The organism is Desulfobacter sp. (genome assembly GCA_028768525.1).
Classification (GTDB): domain Bacteria; phylum Desulfobacterota; class Desulfobacteria; order Desulfobacterales; family Desulfobacteraceae; genus Desulfobacter.
In genome coordinates, this window is sequence record CP054837.1 from 138,115 (window position 1) to 158,497 (window position 20,383).

The following is a 20,383-nucleotide window of genomic DNA, read 5'->3' on the forward strand; positions in this document are numbered from 1 at the left end:
GATCCGCTCCCGAAATTCAAGGGGAAATAAACCCAAATGACGCTCCTACGCAAAAAGCCTGGGGGATTACACAACCCAGAAAATTCTATGCAAGCAGGAACGCCATTTGGATGATCTAAAATGATTTATCTGCAATATATCCTTTACCAGTAAAACAATTTGGACAAAGCGAACAGACATTCTTTATTACCCAACGCCCTGATAAATCACGATATTTCTATTAATTTCAAGTACTTATAAATAATATTGTTTAGATATCCCTATCCCCAGTTATTAAGGATTCCATCAGCAATAGCGTCAAGTTCCAAGCCAATACAGCGACTGCTCCGGTCAATATGGTTAATCCGGTTTAGATTGTACCGCATTGCTTCGGTATATGACCCGGATACTTCAATGTTCTGGTGGAATACGTTCTGGAATTCAGACTTCATCACTTCGCCGCATTCATCGCAATACTCAATAGGGACAATGACAGAATCATGAATTGGAATTGCAGCAACGCCCTTATCAGCAAAATGCAGCAAAACCTTTTCCATGATCTGGCTGTCATAGTTCATCAGAATATTACCGATGCTGGCATCATCGAAGTACTTGGCAATGGGTTTGTGTTTCTCCCGGATCTTCTGCATGACTGGGTCTATGTTTTTCTTCAGGATCTTGATTGGGGGTTCAGGTATCGGCTTGTTCTGCCTTTTGGCTTTGATCTTCTTCTTGGTTCAATCATTATTTAAAGACTGGAACGCCTTAACTTCATTTTTAGCATTGATCATGGTTAGCATAATATCTTTGAAAAATTTCCGGTATGGGCAAGCAGAAAGGTTATCCCAGTCATGGGGAAATCCTTCCAAAGTGTACAGATCTTCTGAGGGAATCTGTTTTCCTTCCAGGGCATAAAGCATAGACGGGTGCAGGCTTTTAAAATCCCTTTCAACTGTGAACATCCGATCTATCATAAGCTTGGGCCGGTATTCTTTGGGTATGCTCTGAACTCATATGCCATACCACCGACCATGCCGGTCAAATCTTCTGTCATGGAATACTCGGTACAGGTATTTAGAAGCCAGGTCTACTGGGCATTTGTCTGGGTCACGATTAAGTAACCAATTCATTTCCCTGAACTCAGCTTCAGTGATATCCAGTTCAATATCTGCCCTGGCTAACACGGCATTGATCTTGGCTACATTAGCAGCAAGCTTCTTTGCTTTTCTTCAGAGCCGATCGGGAATGGGTGCACTGTTTCTAAATTTCTTTGGTCTAAGTTTCCCATTCCACTGCTTCACCTTCTTTTCATGCCGCTTTCCCTTCATACGAATTGTGGTGATATTTTTATAATCTCTTACAATCTGTAGGGGTATGGACTTGCTGCCTTCAGAATCAGTACCAGTTACAGGTGGGGATTGTGCTGGTGGTAGCAGTTCCCGTATAAGCTCAAGCAGATTTCAGGTAGCCTTCATCTTAGACGGCTGTGCTTCCCAACAATCCGATTCCGGGTAGCCGGTTATCAGTTCAATGAAATCATGGTCATAAAGGAAATTTCTGATCTTAACCACACTGGAAGTAGAAAACCTGAACCCCTTTGTTCTCCGTTTATAATGGTAAAAGTCATTACCAGCCAGAAAACCAGTCCAAACATCTTCATCAACTTGACTTGCAGCTAGCAGATTACAGAGGATTACATCCAAGTTATTCCTCAACTTAGCCTGATATTTAAGTTGATATGGGATCACATACCGATCCCTAAAATCTTGTTTCATCTTGTTGAACATTCAGTCCACTACAATTACAAATTCAGGATTAGTACAGTGTTTATGTCTGTCTAACCACCAGTAATTTAAATAAGAACCATTTTTCTTGTTATTGTTAGTTTCCAATTGAGTTATTTCCTTTCCAATATTTTATTTAACCTCTGTAGATTTATACCTGTATCCAAGAGTAAATAACTTACCTTCTATTACTCCGGGGTATACGGATAACATCTATTTATATTTAACTATACCACAATGTTACGTCATACTTAGCATTCTCCCTAAAAGCTACCGATGCCCAGCGAAGAAGGGGCCTCACAGCACCAAACCCACAGAAACATTCCTCCTGTGAGGTATCCCTCCCGCTGGAAGTCAGGGAACTTACCGGTTATTGATGATGGGCATTACCACCCAGGTATACGTACCCACAGGAGTACAATACAAGGGGCCAATGTCAGGATTCTGATTTTGTATGAGATGACCTTTCCGATCATCTTTTGGCGAAGGGCTTTGGTAGGTCAGATGAAATGTATTCGATAGAGGTTCTTCATGTTAGTCTTGTCTCGCATCCAGCTTCATGCCGTATAGCAGCGTTTCTATCCGTTGCTCATGCTGTTCCTGCATCTTATAAGTTCCATTCAGCATATTCAGCAGGTATGGGTAAGTGAGGTCCAAATAATTTGCCACGGTTGCAATTGAAACACCATGCTTCTTCAGTTCTGATTTCAAGGGGTGTTGTTTGGGTTTAAACTCGTCCAAATTGATTCATTTTGCCATTGGTAACTCTCCTTTTTAAAGGTGTTGTGTTTTTCGTTGACGGCCAGATCAGCCAGCAGCACGAATTTGGTGTGGGTTTGGTTGTCCTCATACCAAATAAGACTAATAGGCGGGCAGCTAAAATGGATGGGGACAAGGAAGAGGTGTAGATCTACTTCCATATGACAAATATAATACATATATGCGATTTGTCAAGGAGCGGCACGCAAATTGCTTAACATTTTTTAGCACTTTTTCGGTGATAATCTAAATTTCCAATTCTATGTTCATTTTATCTATTTAAAACTGATTATAATGACCATATTGCATTCGACCTATGGGGTAGTACCAGGAAAAACATAATGTGTTTTCTTTATGATGTAAAAACACATGTATTCGGACAAGAAATGGATTTCTCATTCCCAAGGGGAGGCAGCATTTAAAAATATTTGCGTGTGCAAATATGGCTTTTTGCGGTTACTTCAGGCTAAAACAGTTTTCACCCACTTGCTATTTCTCAGGTGGGCCAGATCAATGCCATAATCAATTTGGCTTATGACCTCATCATATATCTTTTTGATCGGTTGACCATGATAATATGTTCCTGTCGTCATCCCATAGCCCTTTTCATGCCCTACAACATCCTTGATTTTAATGATGTTCAAGTCAAGGTTGATCAGATGGGTAATTACTGTATGTCGGAAACTATGATAGGTCTTGTTGCCTGCACCTTGCTGCTGCTGTTCTTTTGTGGGCTTGATGCCTGTCTTTTTAAGAACAGTATCATTGAACCGTTTACCAAAATACACCCCATACTTTTGGCTCTGGTTCTTATTGTTTAATTCAGGCCACAGTCTTCCCCCCTTGCAGGTTTTGACATACTCAATGAACCCTAACTCTATGATGAATGGATGGAGAGGAACCTTTCTTTCACTGGGGCTCCCTGCTTTCCCTTTGATTCGTTTATCTGGACGGTTCTGTCGGATGTCAATATACCAGATATCTTCATCTTTTTTGATGTCATCTTCATATAAATTACAAAGCTCTTCCCTTCTGGCACCAGTATAAAGCCCCAGAATCGGAAGCCAAAATTGATAAGGATATTTAGCCTTGTTAAAGGCATCACAGCTAAAGATTACCTCAATATCCGACTTTGAAAATGGGTCATAACTTTTCTTTTCTTCCTCCACTTTAATGCCCATAGCAGGATTGGCCGTTATGTAATCCTTTTCTCTGATTGCCCAGTTAAGCATGCTTGTCAAGTATGACAGATGAGAATTAACTCTTGCCCCACTGATTACCTCTGTAACAGGTAGATCCAATGCTCTAACCTCAGAGGCAGACATATCTCGGTACTTGCTTTGTTTAAACCTTAAAGGTAGACATCCCAATGTATCCCTAAACTGTCTTGTGGTTGTACGTTTTATGGTGTGTACTGGAGTTTTGCTCCCTATAAATTGTTCAAGCAGCTTTCTGGTAGTACCAAATCCCTCTACAGCTCCAGGCACCCACTTCTTTTTGTGTGCAGCTACATACTCATCCATAAGCTGGCCCAAGGTTACGATCTGTGCGGTGGGAGATGAGATATCAACGCTTGGAGTTATAGGGTTTGGTTCATGCCCCCTGTCGATTAGCACAAGACAACTATTTAATACAGAATCAAACTCGTCTGAAAAATCACCTGTTAGATTCTTTTGGTGATAATCAATGCCCTTAACTACTGCTCTGTAAATCCCTTCACATAGTTTGCCATATACAGGTGAGGATTTATCAATATCTGACTTTGCAATTCCCTCCTCTGCCAACAATTTATCGGCTTCAAGTTCTGCCTCAGAAAAATTTTTACCATGTATTTTAGCCAGATAATCCTTTTTAATATCGGGAAGGATTTCTAAGGTGCCTTCAAGGGCATCAGCGTCATTTTCATATTGGTAATATTTTTCAGGATCAATGTATCTTTTATCGGGCATAGGTTTATCATAGGACTTGATTGTCCTTCTCATAAATTTTGCCAACATGCTTTGGATTTGTGAATCTGATAAATCCATTTTGCTAAAACACCTATTCCGTAAATCTCTGAATAAAAGCTGAACTTGTCCAGCCATAAATCTGGCCTTTGTCTTGGCAGCAGATAAATTACCGGTTCCAAGGGAATACCGCAACTCTTTTCTGGAAATGGTTGCCTGGAGATCCAGTGGGATTTTCATCCGAAAACAATAAGAATGTGGATTCCTGATAAGGTAGGAAGGGGAGCTGCCTGTTTTCATTTTTTTCCATCCTCCATTAACACAAAGTGTGTAAGCTTAGTGTGTAAGTATGGATGGCTTGAAAAATCAGGCTTTATAAATGTAAAAAGCCACTGTAAAAACAGCAGCTTTTTTTATTATTTGGTACCGAAGAAAGGACTTGAACCTTCACGCCTCGCGGCACTAGATCCTAAATCTAGCGTGTCTACCAATTCCACCACTTCGGCATTTTTTGTTTTTTGGCACTGTCCTTCAGACAATGTCTTTGTACAACGAGCGAGATTTATATTAAAATCATGCAGGAATGTCAAGGTGTTTTTAGGTCCGTCGTTAAGGCCTTTTCCCGCCTAAAAGGTTATCCGTTGGCCGGTACGCCCACTTGTTGCCGGGCTAATCCTTGATGATGAATTCCTCCAGTTTGGCAAACAATTCTTCGGGCCATTCTTCGGCTGATAAAAACAACTCCTGTTCTTCCGGAGTCAAAGTGTCCCGGACGGCCGGGGGCAGGCTTTCAAAGGCAATACGCCGTTCTTTTTGTGTTTTTTTATCCATTTTCATCACTTTATTTATTCGATATTATGTGTATAGTCTGGAAATCAGGGCAGTTACGGCTGTTTCGACCCTTAAAATCCTTGGGCCCATGGTAAAGGGCTGGAACCCGGAATCGGCCAGTGTATCCACTTCAAGATCTATAAAGCCGCCTTCAGGGCCAACAACCAGTACCGCCTTATTATTTACACCAGTTGGGCAGGTTTGTGAAGCCTTTGGGTGGGCCAGAAGCCGGATTTTATCCTCACTGATCCGGGGCAATTCCTCTTTTACAAAAGCGGTGAAATACCGTTTAAGCACCAGGGAGGGCATGCAGGTGTCTTTTGCCTGTGCAAGTCCCAGCTTCAGATGGCGGTTAAGCCGTTCCGTTTCAAGCAGATCGCTGTTCCAGAAACTTTTTTCCACCCGCCATGAGTTTATCAGGTAGATTTGTTTTACGCCCAGGCTTGTGACGGCCTGCAGAATTCGCTTGAGCATTTTGGGGCGCGGCAATGCCAATACCAGGGTCAAGGGCAATGGCGGCGGCGGCTCAGTATTTAATTCGACCTCCATTCTAAGCCTGCCCTTCCCCATGGAATACACCCGGCCATTTCCCATCTTTCCGTTGAGTCTTCCACAGGCCAGGACCGATCCCTCTTGTGCACGGATCACCTTTTTTGCGTGCATGAACCGGTCCCCTGTGATTTCCACCCGGGTATCGGAAATGAAATCATCTTCTTCAAGCAAAAGTAGATTCATTTTAGAAGGTAACCACCTCGGATCCGCTAACCAGTTTCTTGAATCTTTTGTGCCAGTTTTTTCCGCCGATAAGGCAGGCCAGTTCTTCAGCCAGGTGGACCGGGGTCACGTTTTTCTGCCGGCCCAGCCCCTGTATGCAGGAAGGACAATTGGTCAGGATTTTTCTCCTTCGCCCTTGAGGCCCCTGCGCATTGGCAATGGCTTCCTGCTTGCGAAGAAACATGGCATGGCTGATGTCCGGCCTGGAAAGGGACAGGGTTCCCGCCTCGGAACAGCAATGGGGAACGCTGGTAATATCCATGCCGGCGCCTGTGAGGAGGTCAGGAGCACGGTCCTTTAACGAATCGTGGCAGGGCGCGTGGTACAGACTTGGTTCCAGCGGGGCGATGAATTCAGGATTTCCGGCCAGAATATAATCTGAAATATCCAGGATATCCGCATCAAATACATCATGGGTGCCCAGGTCAGTTATGGTTTCCATACAGGTGCCGCAGGAGACAATACAGGCTGCAAATTTCAGGTCATTGAACATATCCCGGATCTGGGTCATGATAATGATATTTTCAAGGAACACCTTATCGAATTCTTTTTTCCGTGCATTGACCTTTAGAGGATAACCGCAGCAGAGGTAGGGCGGCGGCAGCACCACCCGGTGCCCCTGGCTGAGCAGCAGATAGATGGACGCCATGGATATACGCGAAAACATCCGTTCGCTGCCGCAGCCGGGGAAATAAAAGACTGTTGACAGAATGTCGCCGTCCGGTTCCAGCATCACGGCCTGGTTCCGGCCAGTGCGGGGCAGGTAGGCCCGCAGGGTGGTGAATCCTGTCTTGGACACAGGGGTCCTAAGCAGTTGAAACGTCCTGGATTCCTTTAAGGGCGTGATCTGCGACAGCGGCTTGGCCAGTTTTACACCGGTGCGCTGTGCCATGCCCCCAGCGGTCAGCAGCCCAGCACGCATGGCCTTGTTCAGCATGGCGTCCTTGGATCCCAGGTATTTGAGGGTCAGCCGTGTGGATAGCGGGGTGTGCTTGAATTTCATATTTTTGAGAATATCCCGCTCTCGGATGGAAATCACTCCGGAATCGATATTCACCGGGCACTTGATAAAACAGCGGTGGCAAATGGTGCAATGGTCGGCGATCTGTTCCAGGCTTTTAAGGACCTTGAACCCGGAGGACTGGGTCCGCTGGGCGATGTAAAGTAAGGCTTCAATAAGGGCGCCCACAGCCAGATTTTTGTTTCTGGGATGGAAGAACATGTTTTTTCCGGGAAAAAAGACCGGGCATTGGGGTTTACACTTACCGCAGCGGACGCAATTGGCAATGTTGGCGGCAAGATCGGAGAGGGACCCGTGTTTGAGAATCCGGGCCTCCAGCTCCAGCAGGTTGAATGAGGGGGTAAATACCCTGGAAAGCACATCTTTTTCATCCAGCTTGCCCGGATTCATAATCCCTTTTGGGTCGACTTTTTTCCGGTACCGGTTAAATTCATCCACCTGGGCCGGATCCAGGTATTTGAACTTGGTCACCCCGATGCCGTGTTCCCCGGAAACCACGCCATTCAATGCAACGGCCTTTTCCATCACTTTATCAGCGGTCATATTGGCCCGGTTCATCATTTCCCGGTCATTGGACAATACCGGTATATTCACGTGGACGTTACCATCTCCGGCGTGCATGTGCGTGGCAATTACAATGAGCCGGCCTGCGGTTGTCTGAAAAATCTTATCCACATTGTCAAGGACCAGGCTGTAGCCCCTGAGCCGTTCCTGGACTTCGGAATAGAAATTTCTGGAGTGGATGGCACGCTCCAGCGCTTCCCTGGAGGCCATATCCAGCTTTTTTCTAATGTCATATGCCAGGTCCTTGATGGGCCCGATTTTCTTTTTAAGCCATTGGGGGTCCGACTGGGGAATGGCCTTATCCAGGTAGGCCACGATATCCTGGATAATCCGGGTCTGATTGTATTTCTTTTCTTCCAGATTGGTTTCGTCAACAAATCTGACGAAATCCGCCAGGCTGTCTATGGGCAGGACAATATCTTCGTTGAGTTTGAATGCATTGGTGTGGGCTGCAATGGCGCCTAGTCGCTTTCGGTCTTCCCAGAACCGTTTTGCCTCTGCCTCGTTTTCGGCCACGGTGAACCCGGTCTTATCAAAGGGCTCCAGTATATTCTCAAGGGTTTTCATGCCCTTTTCCAGGGAATCGGCATCATTGGACACCATGTCTATGAGAAGCACGGCCTTGAGCCGGTCCCCCACGGACTGTTTGGTTTTGTATTTGATGGCCTTGATGTATTCTTCGTCAAAATGTTCAAGGGCAATCAGGGAAGGATCTCCGTTATTGAAACGGCCGCAGATTTCCGTAATCACCCTTCCGGCCTCGGTCATATCGTTGCCGAAGAATTCGATGCAGCAGGTTTTTTTATGGTCAAATTCCGGATAGAGGATAAATTCGGCCCAGGTAATGATACCGTCACACCCTTCCTTCTGGATGCCGGGAAGACCATTGAGCGTCTTATTGGTGACATCTTTGCCCAGGCCTTTTTTTCTGACATCCTCACTGGAAAGCCGGATGGTATCAATGGGTCTGCCGGTTTGGTCCTTTACCGTGAACTCAAGACTGTCCCCCGGCAGAATCTTGCGCAGGGGATGCCCGACCCTTTCCACCAGATAGGATTCACCGTCGGGCAGGGTGATTTTATAGGACAGAACATTGTCAATGGCAGTGCCGTAAAGTACGGCGGTTTTGCCGCCGGCGTTTTCTGCCAGGTTCCCGCCGATGGTGCAGGCCCAGGCAGAGGTCGGATCCGTGGCAAAAATCAGTCCCTGGGCTTTTGCCGCATCTTTGGCATCCTGGGTAATGACGCCGGATTCCATGGCCATGGCCCAATACGGTCTGCCGTTGGGGGTTTTTCTTTGTTCCACCGGAAATATGGTATTGAGCTTTTCCGTATTAATCATGACACAGTCCGGGGTCAGCGGGGTGGCCCCGCCGGTGAGCCCGGTACCGGCTCCCCTTGGAATAATGCTGTATCCCAGTTTTTTGATCCGTTTTACCAGGCCGGGCACCTGGGACTCATGGTCGGGCCTGAGCACGGCAAGGGGGGTGAACCGACGCCAGTCCGTGGCATCGGTTGCATGGGCAGTAATATTGAACGCGTCAAAGTAGACATTGTTTTTACCCAGTACCGGTGCCATATGCCGTTTGATCTTTGCCTGGTCCGACTCCAGGGAACGGATCTGCCTGCGCAATTTATCCAATGCACCCTGGCAGGTTTCCAGGACTTCGGCCACCTCCGGGTGCCTGGCATGGGACTCAATGATCCCCAAATCATTTTCAAACTCGGCAAAGAGCTTTCTGCGCAGCAGCGGATGTTCAACCAATTCCTGGAAAAGAAAGGCATTTCTCTGGATGATGAAAAGGTCCCCCATGAAGCGGTGCAGCAGACGCGACGATCGTCCGGTGCCTTTCAGGGTTTCAAGGGAACGGATGGTCGAAAGAATTTTGGCCCCGAAAAGATGGTCAATAATCTGGTCGTCGTCTGCCGATGTATAATTGTAGGGAATCTTCCGTTTGGGATCGATCATTTTAATCGTTTCTATAGCTCAAAAGTTGTCATGTTCACCACAAGATCCAGGTCAATGATCTCCTGCACTACTTCAGGGGGGACGGGGGTATCGGTCCTCAGGAAAATGATATTTCTTTCACCATCATCTTCCCGGCCAACCATCATTCTTGAAATATTGATATTGTGCTCCCCAAGTTTTACGCCGATGGCACCGATGGAACCGGGCTTGTCCACGTTATGGATCAACCCCAGGTGCCCTTCCGGAATGACCTCAAGCCGGAACTTGTTAATCCTTACGATCCTGGCGTCATCCTTGCCGAAGATGGTGCCTTCAAGGATATTGGTTTCAGCGTCAGTGGTCACGGTCATGCGGATGAGATTTAAAAAGTTGCCTGCCTCCATGGAGGAAGATTCGGTGATCTTTATTCCCATCTCCTTGGCCAGGGTGACGGCGTTTACCGAATTCACCGAATGGCGGACAAACTCGGCCAGCATTCCCTTGAGTCCGGCGATGGTAACCGGCTTGAGGTCCAGGTCGGGGAATTTGCCAATGTATTCGATGTTGACCTGGCGGACACCGCCTTTGGTGATTTGGGCCTGCATCTTGCCCATTTTTTCGGCAAGATAAAGAAAGGGCCGAAGCTGGCGAAGCACCTCCCCGGATACCGCAGGCACATTTACCGCATTGATCACCGTATCTTCAAAAAGATAGGCAATGACCTGCCTGGCCGCGGCCAGGGCCACGTTGGACTGGGCCTCCATGGTTGAGGAACCCAGATGGGGGGTGGCAATGACCTGGTCCAATTCCAGCAGCGGGCTCTCCCCGGGAGGTTCAGTGGAAAAGACATCCAGGGCGGCTCCGGCCACCGTTCCGTCTGTAATGGCACGGTAAAGGGCATTTTCATTGACAATCCCGCCCTTGGCGCAATTGATGATCATTACCCCGTCCTTCATCTTTTCAAAGGCATCGGCATCCAGCAGATCAATGGTGGAATCCATCTTGGGCACATGGATGGTGATGTAGTCGGAGCGTCCGTAGAGCTCATCCAGGCCCACCGGCTCGAACCCGGCCTTTTGGATATGTTCAGAGGAGATATTGGGATCCGAGACAATGACCTTCATCTTCAGCCCTTTGCCCAGCTGGGCAACAATGGCACCGATGTTGCCGAAACCGATCACCCCCAGTACTTTGTTGGAAATTTCACGGCCCTGCAGGGCTTTCTTGTCCCACCGGCCCGCCTTAAGGGAGGCCGTTCCCATGGGGATGTTGCGGCTCAGGGCCATGAGCATGGCAATGGCGTGCTCGGCCGTGGTCACATTGTTGCCCCCGGGGGTATTCATCACGGCCACCCCCCGCTTGGTGGCTTCATCAATATCCACGTTATCCAGACCGGAGCCGGCACGGGCAACGACCTTGAGCTTGACAGCGGCGGCCAGCACCTCCCGGGTGACCTGGGTGGTGGAGCGGATGACCAAGGCGTCGTAATCAGGAATAATCTTGATCAGTTCATCAGGGGAGAGATCGGTTTGGACATCCACCTCAAGTCCTTCATGGGATTTGAATATTTCGATTCCATCCTCGTTGATTTTGTCACTGACCAATACTTTCATTACATTTTCTCCTTTTCAAAGGATTCCATGAATTCCACCAGGGCAAACATGCTTTCCATGGTGGCGGCATTATAGATGGATGCCCGGCAACCACCCACCGAGCGGTGGCCTTTGAGCCCTCCCAGGCCACTCTCCTGGGCGCGTTGGACAAACTCTTTTTCCAGATTTTCGTCCGGCAGCCGGAAGGTGGCGTTCATCAGTGACCTGGAGTATTTCTCAGCTGTTGTGCTGTAAAACTCCGAGCTGTCAATGAAGTCGTAGAGAATATCCGCCTTCTGGATATTGTACTCTTCCATCTTTTTCAGCCCCCCCATCTCCTCCTCAATCCATTTCAGAACCAGGCCGATGGTATACACCCCGAAACAGGGTGGGGTATTGTACATGGAGTTGTTGTCCGCATAGGTCTTGTAGGAAAGCATTGAGGGCAAACCGGTATTGGCTTTTTCAAGGAAATCCTTTTTAAGCAGCACCATGCAGCACCCCGACGGCCCCAGATTTTTCTGGGCACCGGCATAGATCATGCCGAACTTTTCCATGGGCAGGGGCCTGGAAAAAATATCCGAAGACATGTCGCAGACAACAGGCACCCCTTTGGTGTCCGGAAAGCTGTAATATTGGGTCCCCTTGATGGTATTATTGGAGGTCAGGTGGACAAATTTGGCATTGGGATTAAATTGTATATCCTTTGGGATATATGAAAAATTTTTGTCCGCACTTGAGGCCACCACCCTGAAGTCTTTTCCCTGGATCCCGGCCTCCTTGATGGCCTTGGTGGACCAGGTTCCCGTATCAACAATATCGGCAAACTCCCCTTGGCCCAGAAAATTCATGGGAACCATGGCAAACTGCATGGAGGCGCCGCCCTGGATGAAAAGAACATGCCATTGGTCATCCAGGTCAAGCAGCCGCCTGGCCCGTACCACGGCGTCTTCGATCACAGCATCAAAGTGGGAGGATCTGTGGCTGATTTCCGTAACGGACATGCCTGAGTTTCTAAAATTCAGAAATTCCCCCTGGATCTCCTCCAAAACAGGCAGGGGAAGGGCCGATGGACCTGCATTGAAATTGTAAATTCTCTGGTCTGTCATTTTGGATTCCTTTTCATCTGGTTTAAGCTGGTTTAAACCCGGTCATTCTGGGGAAATTATAAATTGTGCTCCGTTGTTTTGTGAAACTCGATTTCAGGCCACTCCTCCATGGTGAACCCCAGCTGGTATTCGCTGGTGGTCAAAAAGGTCAGCCGCCCTTCTGCATCCAGGGTCAGGCTGGATTCGTTTTTCCGCCGGAACTCCTTGAGCATTTTTTCGTCTTCACAGGTCACCCACCTGGCCACGGACAGGTCGATGGTTTCATATCCGGCACTGACATTGTACTCGGCTTGGAGGCGGGCCATGGTCACATCAAACTGGAGCACCCCGACGGCGCCGATGACCTGCATGTTTCCGATAAGGGGCCTGAAAACCTGGATGGTGCCCTCCTCCGCAAGCTGGGTCAACCCCTTGGTCAGGGCCTTGCCCTTCATGGGGTCCTTGAGAACAACGCGCCGGAAATGCTCCGGGGCAAAATTGGGAATACCCAGGAATTTTAACGGCTCTTTTGAGGTGAATGTATCCCCGATCTTGATGGTGCCGTGGTTGTGGATGCCGATGATGTCGCCGGGATAGGCTTCCTCCACATTGGACCGCTCCTGTGCCATGAAAATGGTTGCATTTGCAATCTTGACATCTTTGCCTATGCGGTGATGCCTCACTTTCATCCCCTTGGTAAATTTTCCGGAACAGATCCGGAAAAAGGCGATTCTATCCCGGTGTTCCGGATCCATATTGGCCTGGATTTTAAAGGTGAAACCTGAAAAAGCCTTCTCCCTGGGATCCACATCCCTGGAAGCCGTAGATCTGATACCCGGCTGCGGGGCGATTTTAACAAATGCGTCCAGCATCTCCCTGACACCGAAATTGTTAATGGCCGAACCGAAAAACACCGGCGTCTGGGTGCCGTTGAGGTACAGATCCAGGTCAAAGGGTTCGGCCGCCACTGAAATCAGCTCCACATCCTCCCTGAGCTGGTCGGCCTGGGAATCCCCTAAAAGTTCGTTGAGCCTTGGGTCGTCCAGGTCCTGAATCACCACTCCGTCGTCATCCTTTGGCGAGTATCCCGCAGTAAAGAGGCCCAGTTCCTTTTTCTCCAGGTTATAAACCCCCTTGAAGCGCTTTCCCATACCAATGGGCCAGGTCAGGGGCACACACTCAATCTGGAGTTTGTCCTCTATATCCTGGAAAAGATCCAGCGGTTCCAGTCCCTCCCGGTCAAGCTTGTTGATGAAGGTGATAATGGGGGTGTTGCGCATCCGGCAGACCTCCATCAGCTTCCGGGTCTGGGGTTCCACCCCTTTGGCCGAATCAATGATCATTACAGCACAGTCCACGGCCGTGAGTACCCGGTAGGTGTCTTCTGAAAAGTCCTTATGGCCGGGTGTATCCAGCAGGTTGATTTCGTAGTCCTTATAGTTGAACTTCATCACCGAGGAGGACACGGAGATTCCCCTCTCCTGCTCAATGGAAAGGAAATCGGAGGTGGCGGCCCTGGCTGCTTTCCTGGATTTTACGGCCCCTGCCTGCTTGATGGCACCGCCGAAAAGCAGCAGCTTTTCAGTCAGCGTGGTCTTACCGGCGTCGGGGTGGGAAATGATACCAAAGGTTCTCCGTTTCTGGATCTCCGGTATCAGGGTTTTGTCCAATGATTTATCGGTATTCTCTATGGTCTGGGTTTCTGCTCCCATGGAAATGCTATCCTTTGTCCGCGTTCTTGAAATAAAGAGAGGAAATTTAACAAGTTTTCCATTGGGAATCAACCCCTTCCATTCTCTTTATCAAATTAATTCAGGGTTTAATTTCGCCTTCAACGGTATTGGCGCCGTATCCCAGGTGGGTGAGCATGGCGTTGGCAATTTTCTGTTCCGAAGCAGTGGTGTTGTAGTCATGGCTCTGGGTCAGGCCGTTGGCAATGTGCCGGACAAGATCCGCAAGCAGTTCTCCCCAGGCTTCCCGTTCATCGATATCGAATTCTGAGGCCTGTTCCCACATTCCCAGGAGCATGGAGACCTGAATATCCTTGTTTCCGATCCATACCCTGAGCATTTCCAGGGCATTGTCATCACCTTCTATGCCTTCCGGCACCGGCAGTTCGCTCATCTGTTTTTATCCTTAAAGACGGGTTTATATTATTATTTCAATACTATAATTTTGTTTCTGCCAAATTCAAGGCCGGGGCGTTGACGGCCCTGATCAGGAAATGGCCTGGAGGATTTTTTTGGTATCCAGCAGGGCCCGTGAAATATTGTTTCTCTTTTTGCCCAGATTAATCCGCATACTGTTCTTTTTCACATATTTAAAATCAGTGGTACGGGCCAGCACCGGTTCAAGCGCAGCCAGGGGCCGGGCCATGTGTTCCAGAGAGAATTCCAGGACAAGGGTGGTGGGGGATACGTCCAGCCGCTTAACCCCGGCCTTGATGGCGTAGATCCGGAGCATGATTTTCAGCAGCATGTTTTCAGCGGGCTTGGGCAGTTTTCCGTAGCGGTCAATGAGTTCCGATTTCATGTCGGCAATATCGGAAACACTGGAAAGGCGTGACAGCCTGCGGTAAAGGGTCAACCGCTGCTCAACGGATTCAATGTACTCTTCGGGGAAACCCGAGGACATGGACGCATTAATCTCAGGGTCAAGGGGGGCAAGGGCTTCCTCTCCCTTCATATCCTTGACGGCCTGGTCCAGAAGCTTGAGGAACATATCGTAGCCCACAGCGGCGATGTGACCGGACTGGGAGGCCCCAAGGGCAGTGCCAGCCCCCCTGATCTGCAGGTCTTTCATGGCGATCTGAAAGCCCGATCCCAGATCCCTGTATTCCATGAGGGCTGACAGCCGCTTTTTTGCGTCCTTTGTCAGCCTGGACTCATCGGAGATAAACAGGTAGGCGTAAGCCTGGTGGTCCCCCCGTCCGATCCGCCCCCTGAGCTGATAGATCTGGGAAAGGCCGAACCGTTCCGCCTTGTTGATTATCATGGTATTGGCCGAAGGGATGTCAAGGCCGGATTCAATGATGGTGGTACAGACCAGGACGTTGATATCCTTATTGATGAACTGCACCATGACCTTTTCAAGTTCGGTTTCAGAGAGCCTGCCGTGGGCCACCCCGATTTTGGCTTCCGGGACAACGGCCTGGATATTTTTTGCTGTCTTGAATATGGTCTGGATATTGTTGTGGACAAAGAAAACCTGGCCGTTGCGGTTCAGTTCCCTGCGGATGGCATCTTTGACAATGGCGTCCTCGTACTTTGAGATATAGGAAAGGATGGGCTGGCGGGCCGCAGGCGGCGTGGTAATCACCGAAATATCACGCATCCCGGTAAGGGACATGTGCAGGGTTCTGGGGATGGGCGTGGCCGACAATGCCAGTACATCCACGTCCGCCCGTTTCTTTTTAAGGGTTTCCTTATGTTTGACGCCGAACCGCTGTTCCTCGTCTATGACCAGCAGCCCCAGGGATTTGAAGGTCACATCCTTTTGGAGAAGGCGGTGGGTCCCGATGACAATGTCCACGGAGCCTGCGGCTGTCCGCTTCAGGATATCGGTCTGCTCTTTTCTGCTTCGGAACCTTGACATACATTCAATGATTACCGGATAGGCCTGAAATCGTTCCCGGAAGGTATTGAGGTGCTGCTCGGCCAAAATGGTGGTGGGGACCACCAGGGCCACCTGTTTGCCGTCGTTCACCGCCTTAAATGCGGCCCGTATCGCCACTTCGGTCTTGCCGTACCCCACATCCCCGCAGACCAGGCGGTCCATGGGCATATCCTTTTCCATATCCAGGTGGACGTCATCAATGGCCCGAAGCTGGTCCCGGGTCTCTTCATAGGGAAAGGAGGCTTCGAAATCGCTGTAATAGTTGTCCGGCCGGCTGAAGGAAAATCCTTTGCTCACCCTGCGTTTGGCATAAAGATCCAGAAGGTCGGCGGCCATTTTCTCAACTTCCGCCTTGGCCTTGGCCTTGGATTTGATCCAGCTTTTGGAACCGATTTTATCAAGCACCGGGGAGTAGCCGTCCACCCCCACATATTTTCCGATCATTTCCATGCGGTCCACAGGCAGGTACAGCTTGTCCTCATCCTGATAGACAATGAGCAAAAAATCCTGGGAAATACCGGAGACCGAGAGACTGCACAACCCTTCGTACCGGCCGACCCCGTGCTCCATATGAACAACGATGTCCCCGTTCTTCAACTCTTCAGGGGCGATAAATTCGGTTTTGAGGTTGCGCTGCGGGCTTTTGCGGCGGCGGATCCGTTTCTTGCCGAAAATCTCGTTTTCCGTGACCAGGCAGAAGGCGTCGTCCTTTGGCACAAAGCCAGAACTGAGTGTTCCCAGGGTATAATATACCCCCGGCTGTGCCTTGGCCAAATCCGAAAATTTTTTACAGGGAGAAGGCTTAATACCGTAGGGCGCCAATAAAGCCGAAAGGCGGCCGGCCTGGGAATCCTGTCCCACAACGCATAGGATTCTGCGGTGGTCCGCCGATTTTTCCTCCAGCCATTCCACCAATGGCGTCAGGGGGCTTTCTTTTTTGCCCCGGTTTTTAATCTCCTCGGACAGGGCGCGGTTGTCGCCGCAGTCAATGCTGAACACCTCCGCCACTGTCCGGTCCCCTTCCAGAACCACCTCTTTGAATGACAGGGTATGGAACCGCCCGGCCTTTTCAAGGACCCGGTTCCAGTTAAAATAGATGGATTCAGGGGCCACACAAAGCCTTTTTTCCTCAACCACAGTCTCGTAATTATGGCGGGCCCTGTTTTGGAAATCTTCTGCCCTGGCCGCCATGGTTTCGGGCTCGTCCATGACAAAGAGGGTGGTATCCGGCAGATAATCAAAAAGGGCGCCCAACTCTTCATATACCACCGAAAGCATGGATTCGATGCCCGGGAAACGGCCGAATTCCCGGATCTGGGTAACATAGTCCCGGACCTGGTCGGCCGACAGCCCGGCACTGTTTCCGGCCTGTCGGAGCCGGGCCTGGACGTGGGGAAGAACGGCCTTGGAAATCACGGCCTCTGTGGCCGGGACAATGATAGTTTCGGACAATTCTTTGGTGCCGCGCTGGGTAAAGGGTGAAAAATACCGGATGGATTCCACCAGATCCCCGAAAAATTCGATGCGGACCGGTTTTTCCTCTCCCGGGGAAAAAACATCCAGGATACCACCCCTGACCGCATATTCACCGGGATCTTCCACCAGGGTCGCCCTTGTATACCCGCCGGCTTCAAGGCTTTCCACCAGTTCATCCCGGTCGATCTCTTCGTTGACCATCACCAGTTCGCTGAAGTCCGCCAATACCTTACCGGGGATGAGTTTCTGGAGCAGCGTATCCACGTAGGTTACCAGAATAAAATTATCAGGGCCCCCTTCGGTGATCCTGGAAAGGGCTGCCAGCCTGGAGGTGGAGGTTTCCCTGTGATAGGAAAGGGATTTAAAGGGAAGAATATTGTAGCCGGGAAAATAGATGATGCGGTCCCGGTTCCCCGCCATGAAAAAGGACAGGTCATCCATGAAGGTCCTGGCGTTTTTCTGGTCCGGCAGCACCACGGCCATGGGCCGGTCCATAGCGGCAAAGGTTCGGGCGGTGAACCAGGCCTTTCTGGCGGTATCCTGGCCCAGGGTGACAATGGTTTGCTCACTCTTTTTCAGGGAGGGGATAATGGTATCGATCATGTTAATTCAGGGGCTTTTAATTAAAATTGCGTAAAAGGTGAAAAATACCACCCATGCCCGTTAGAAGCAATACCTATTTAAACTTGTTGGCCAGGTCATTATCTATGACATAGATGCATACTTCATTGGCACCCTGAAGGGTATATCCAAATTTCTTGGATAAATTATCCATGAGAAATTTAACGTCCCGCTTGATCCGTTTGTCATGGGTTTTGAAATCGTCGGTATCAAAGTCCTTAATGGCCTGCCTGAAGTTTTCATTGTCGATAAAGGGTTCCAGTACCCGTTTTTTCAGATTGTGGACGTATCGCTCATACAGGGACTGAAACAGACGGGTCTCGGTGATATCCTTTCCTTCAATCATGATCTCGTGGGAAAGAGTAAGCGTGGTGAACTGCTTGAGCACATCCTTTCGAATCTCCTCCCTGCGCTTTTTATCTGCATTTTCAGAAAGCAACCGGTTCTCAATGCTTTCCAGAAAAGCCTCTGTGACATGAATCTCTTCCTTGGTAAATATGCATTTGACCACGGAATCAAACTCGTTGGTGACCGCCGTGATATAGTTTTTTATATCTATGCCGATCTGTTCCTCGTTGTAGTAGTACAGGGATTCCTTTACCTGTTGCAGGATGGTGTAATCGTACATGCGCAGCAGGGAGGATAAAAATCCCTGGGGAATGATTTTTTTGGGCTGATCGTCCAGCTTTGAAAAAAAGGTGCACAGGTCCGGCATATTGATCAGCCGGTCCTCTTTGGCGTATTTGGAATAGAACTGGTCGAAAATTTTTATGGAATCCCTGCCTGAAAGCCCCTCCTTGCCGTAAATCTCGGATTCCGCGATGATTTTTTTATACATTTTCTTATCCAGGGCCTTGGTGTCGTCATCATCCAGCCATTTGGGGATGGTGCCGGAAAAGATTTCCATTTTAAGAAGCAGCAGCTGCTCATCACAATAGTTCAGGTATTTTTTAGGGGTCTTGATCCATTCCTCCAGGGCCAGGGATTTTTTTCCAATCCGGGTGCAGATAATGATCCGGGCAAAATTTTCCAGCACCATGGGCAGGAAGCTGCCTTCGATGTGGCGCCCGAAGATATTCAGGTAAATCTTCACCTCCGTGTTCACATCCAGAACATAGGGGATATCAATATACTGGATCCTGTCCTCAAAGGAGGGAAAATCCCTCAGGTTTCGCTTGTCTTCAGGGTTCATCAGGGCAAAAAACAGGGCATCCACCCGTTCTTCAACATTTTCCACCTTATGGATTCCTTCGGAGATGATGTTGTGCAATTCCACCATCCGCTCCACATTGTGGGATTTTATATCCATGAGGGCGTAGATACCATTGTGGATTTTGGCATAGGCAGAATAGATATAGTTGATGACGTTGGAGTCCTGAAAGAGTGCGTTGATACGCCCCTGGAGCATCTGATTGATGATGAAGTTCCGGCGCAGCGGCTTGTCGCCGGGGTTAAAGACTGAAATCCCGTTGCCGATGCGGCGGTTAAAGTAATAGGGACGGGCATAGAGCATCTCAAAGACTTTGGCCGGACTGCCCAGGCGCTCCAGCAGACTCTGGTAAATTGAAGAGCAGATGGTACAGACATCTTCCTTGAATACCCACTCATATTGTTTTTCCGTGAACAGTTTCCATTTGAATTCGTCGTTTTTGATCAGCTCATCAAGAACGCTGCGGCGCTGGTCCTTGGGAATGACTAAAAAGGGGTTGTCGTGGCAGAGACAGGGCACCTCAATATAATCCTGTTCTTTTTCTTCGAAGGGGATATCCTGGGAACTGAACTCTTTTTTTTCTTCGCTGTCCCCGTCAATATACTGGATGAGCTTTTCAAAGGTTGAAAGGCTCATGACGGAGTTGTCCTTTCCCTTGAGCTTCTTTATATCCAAACGCCAGATCACCTCATATCTCAACCCCTCTTCGGTGTTGGCATATTGCTCAAATTTTTTAAGCAGGTTGTTCAAAAAGGTCGACTTACCGCAGCCGTGGGGCCCGTAAAATACGTATATCCGGTTCTGCTGGGCACCATGGCGCAAATATTCCATCTGCTTCATGAGCCGGTTGGCAAACAGCATATCCGGGAAATAAGGGGTGGAGGAATCCTCCACAAAGAGCCGTTCGCAATCGTATTTGGTAACGCTGAGACGATCCAGGTCCTCCGACAAGGAGGGATCAAGTTCATCCACATGGCTTTTGATCATATCATGGAAGGACTGGAATATATTTCTCAGAATCCGGGAGGGATTTTCATTGAGAAGCTGTAAAAATGCCTGGAAAGGCACCGGTTTCAGATGGTGGTAATCCTGAATGCTTGTATTCAGGAACTCAAGGGCCTGGCCGACGGATTCGGAAGGGGTGGTGTCAGCACCGTGTGAGTTGGTATTCATGAT

General features: G+C 49.0%; 13 protein-coding genes and 1 tRNA gene. All 14 read right to left on the reverse strand.

Annotation, left to right across the window (positions count from 1 at the left end):
* Positions 1-260 precede the first annotated feature (260 nt).
* The 14 genes from HUN04_00595 to HUN04_00660 all read right to left on the reverse strand — a co-directional run bounded on the left by HUN04_00595 (position 261) and on the right by HUN04_00660 (position 20,380).
* Positions 261-629 carry a hypothetical protein gene (locus HUN04_00595; protein ID WDP88323.1) on the reverse strand — a complete coding sequence of 123 codons (369 nt, stop codon included), beginning with the start codon at positions 627-629 and terminating at the stop codon, positions 261-263.
* An 87-nt stretch (positions 630-716) separates the two neighbouring features.
* On the reverse strand, positions 717-941 hold the full coding sequence (locus HUN04_00600) for a hypothetical protein (protein ID WDP88324.1): 225 nt from the start codon (positions 939-941) through the stop codon (positions 717-719).
* Between the two features lie 1,356 nt (positions 942-2,297).
* Positions 2,298-2,504 carry a hypothetical protein gene (locus tag HUN04_00605; protein WDP88325.1) on the reverse strand — a complete coding sequence of 69 codons (207 nt, stop codon included), beginning with the start codon at positions 2,502-2,504 and terminating at the stop codon, positions 2,298-2,300.
* A gap of 479 nt (positions 2,505-2,983) precedes the next feature.
* Positions 2,984-4,768 carry a site-specific integrase gene (locus HUN04_00610; protein WDP88326.1) on the reverse strand — a complete coding sequence of 595 codons (1,785 nt, stop codon included), beginning with the start codon at positions 4,766-4,768 and terminating at the stop codon, positions 2,984-2,986.
* 121 nt (positions 4,769-4,889) lie between these two features.
* A tRNA-Leu gene (locus HUN04_00615) sits at positions 4,890-4,974 on the reverse strand.
* Between the two features lie 163 nt (positions 4,975-5,137).
* Positions 5,138-5,299 (reverse strand): hypothetical protein, encoded by a 162-nt coding sequence (locus tag HUN04_00620; GenBank protein WDP88327.1) that lies wholly within the window; start codon positions 5,297-5,299, stop codon positions 5,138-5,140.
* A 24-nt stretch (positions 5,300-5,323) separates the two neighbouring features.
* Entirely contained in the window at positions 5,324-6,034 is a 711-nt protein-coding gene (locus HUN04_00625) for a 16S rRNA (uracil(1498)-N(3))-methyltransferase (GenBank protein ID WDP88328.1), read from the reverse strand.
* A 1-nt stretch (position 6,035) separates the two neighbouring features.
* Positions 6,036-9,626 carry a DUF3683 domain-containing protein gene (locus HUN04_00630; protein WDP88329.1) on the reverse strand — a complete coding sequence of 1,197 codons (3,591 nt, stop codon included), beginning with the start codon at positions 9,624-9,626 and terminating at the stop codon, positions 6,036-6,038.
* 11 nt (positions 9,627-9,637) lie between these two features.
* Entirely contained in the window at positions 9,638-11,218 is a 1,581-nt protein-coding gene (locus tag HUN04_00635) for a phosphoglycerate dehydrogenase (GenBank protein WDP88330.1), read from the reverse strand.
* Positions 11,218-12,306 (reverse strand): 3-phosphoserine/phosphohydroxythreonine transaminase, encoded by a 1,089-nt coding sequence (serC, locus tag HUN04_00640; protein WDP88331.1) that lies wholly within the window; start codon positions 12,304-12,306, stop codon positions 11,218-11,220. Before serC ends, HUN04_00635 begins: the two co-directional genes overlap by 1 nt.
* Before the next feature lie 56 nt (positions 12,307-12,362).
* Positions 12,363-13,997 carry a peptide chain release factor 3 gene (locus tag HUN04_00645; protein ID WDP88332.1) on the reverse strand — a complete coding sequence of 545 codons (1,635 nt, stop codon included), beginning with the start codon at positions 13,995-13,997 and terminating at the stop codon, positions 12,363-12,365.
* A 100-nt stretch (positions 13,998-14,097) separates the two neighbouring features.
* Positions 14,098-14,409, reverse strand: coding sequence for a DUF5076 domain-containing protein (locus HUN04_00650; GenBank protein WDP88333.1), 312 nt, complete (start codon positions 14,407-14,409; stop codon positions 14,098-14,100).
* 93 nt (positions 14,410-14,502) lie between these two features.
* Positions 14,503-17,979, reverse strand: a complete 3,477-nt coding sequence (mfd, locus tag HUN04_00655) for a transcription-repair coupling factor (GenBank protein ID WDP88334.1) — start codon at positions 17,977-17,979, stop codon at positions 14,503-14,505.
* 73 nt (positions 17,980-18,052) lie between these two features.
* On the reverse strand, positions 18,053-20,380 hold the full coding sequence (locus HUN04_00660) for a serine protein kinase PrkA (GenBank protein WDP88335.1): 2,328 nt from the start codon (positions 20,378-20,380) through the stop codon (positions 18,053-18,055).
* Positions 20,381-20,383 lie beyond the last annotated feature (3 nt).